The organism is Streptomyces sp. NPDC059002, from assembly GCF_042740435.1.
Taxonomy (GTDB): Bacteria; Actinomycetota; Actinomycetes; order Streptomycetales; family Streptomycetaceae; genus Streptomyces.
In genome coordinates this window covers 1-2,200 of record NZ_JBHYJI010000129.1, presented here as the reverse complement: position 1 = coordinate 2,200, position 2,200 = coordinate 1, and the positions used below count along the sequence as shown (strand labels likewise).

At 35.2% G+C, this 2,200-nt stretch carries 1 protein-coding gene; it reads left to right on the top strand.

What is annotated here, in order from left to right; all coding sequences use genetic code 11:
- Nucleotides 1-168: 168 nt before the first annotated feature.
- Entirely contained in the window at nucleotides 169-2,130 is a 1,962-nt protein-coding gene (locus ACFWZ2_RS43310; RefSeq protein WP_384555308.1) for a DNA polymerase, read from the top strand.
- The last annotated feature ends 70 nt before the right edge of the window (nucleotides 2,131-2,200 follow it).

Below are 2,200 nucleotides of genomic sequence, written 5' to 3'. Positions count from 1 at the left end.
AGCTCATCATCTTTATTAATTGCAATAAATGCAGGCATGAGGGTTTTATATGACAATGAAGAAAAGGCTCAATTTATTGGGGATTTAATTCAGAAATATCTCCCGCAAGTAAATATCAAAACGGCGAAACGTTTAGCGAAGGATTTACGATGGAGAGGTGGATTTTAAATGAGTAAGGAAAAAGAGAATAAAGAAAAAAGCGCAAGTAAACCCGTTAAGATACTTACGCTTGATACTGAGACGCGAGGACTTTTTGGGGAAGTCTTCCGCGTCGGATTATATGACGGTAGTAGATACCGTGCGACAAACACTTTTAAAAACCTGAAAACGGTTCTCTCACAGTATACCACAAAATACGATTGTCATGTATTTATTCATAATCTAGATTTCGACATTTCAAAAATCGCAAAGGACATTTTACCTGAAGCGGATTTAAAAAATTCGATTTTTATTAATAATGTCGTTACGGTATTTAAAACAGGTCTTAATGAATCCCAAATAACTGAAGAAAATGAAATTATTTCGCAACCTATTACATTTCATGATTCCAGCAAGCTTGTAATGGGTTCATTAAAAAAGATATGTGAGGATTTTAATATTTCGCAAGAAAAAGCAAAAATAGATTTAAAAGACCATATTTTGAAATTGGGATGGGCGCTTGACGCTGACGGAAACCCCACAAATGACCCGGGTAAATATGATGACCGGGAATCCCAAGGGAATTATTTTATGAAGGTCGATCCGTATGAACCTGAATTAAATGAATATTTACGGTTGGACTGTGTGGCATTATATGAAATTGTTACAATGCTTATTGAAATATCCGGCTTGCCGATTCATGAATTTTTAAAATGTCCTACTACCGCAAGTCTTGCAATGAAAGTATATCAAATGAATTATCCTGAAGATTATGAAAAGGCTATTTCCACGAATTACGGTTATAGCAAATGGGGCGAGTTTACAGAGGATTTTATACGCAAGGCATATTATGGTGGACGTACAGAAGTATTTCAAAGTGAATTAAATGGCGGCTTTCATTATGATGTAAATTCATTATATCCGTACGTTATGAAAGTGAACCCAATACCTATAGGGAAACCGCGTCACCATAAAGGAGACAAAGCCCGAAACGTATTTAAATATTGGTACAGCTATAGACAGGGCGGCGGTTTTTTAGAATGTGATATTCACATACCGACTACTTTACATATACCGCCTCTACCTCACAGAATGTACAAAAAATTATGTTTCCCGGTCGGTAACCTTTCAGGGATATGGACGTTTGAAGAAATTGAATTGGCGTTAGAAATGGGTGCTAAAATAAAAGAAATTCATCAATGTATTTATTTTGAAAAGACCGATTATATATTTAAAGATTTTGTCTCCTATTTTGAAGAGATTAAAAATACAAGTGATGGAGCAAAAAAGACGTTTGCAAAATTAATGCAAAATGCACTGTACGGAAAATTCGGTATGCAAAGGGTTCGGCAAACGATTTTACCTGTCACAGAAATTGAGACATGCGAAGAAAAAGGCTATCCTTATGTTGAATTATTTAACCCTGTATATGGACAAGAATTTATTGAAGCAGCCGTCCCCAGCAAAGCGCCGTATATTCAGCCGCATATAGCCGCCTACGTTACGTCATACGCGCGTATTTTATTATATAGAGGTTTAATTAAACAATTAGAAAAAGGCGATGTGGCATATTGTGATACCGATTCAATAGCATGTGAAGCTATTTTTGATGATGACATGGTTGACGATAGAGAGTACGGTAAATGGAAACTGGAAGGTATTCTTGAAGAAGGTTTATTCATTCAACCAAAAACGTATTATGAAAAATATGCTGATGAAATAAAACCAGAAGAAATAGAAAAAGAAATATCCTCTTTTTCTCGGAATGTATTTAATTATCCCGAAAAAAGCAAAGTAAAACAATATCGTTTGGTCAAAGGTTCGGAGACAATGAAATTTAAAGGCATTCCCGGCGCGTATATCAAGAAATTAAATAGAGGGGTATATTATGATATCCTAGAGAAATTAAAAAGCTTACAGGCGCGTCAGGAGCGCGGAGAAATGATAACGAAAAAAGAAGCCTATTATTCTATTTATAAAGGCGAATTATAAAGACGAAAATTTGCTACTATGCTTAAAATGGGTTCTGTCGATTTTGATTTAAAGCAGGAAGTAAACAAGG

Coding starts and splice junctions, on each gene's coding strand:
- ACFWZ2_RS43310 (WP_384555308.1), top strand. CDS start 169: ATGAGTAAGGAAAAAGAGAATAAAGAAAAAAGCGCAAGTAAACCCGTT.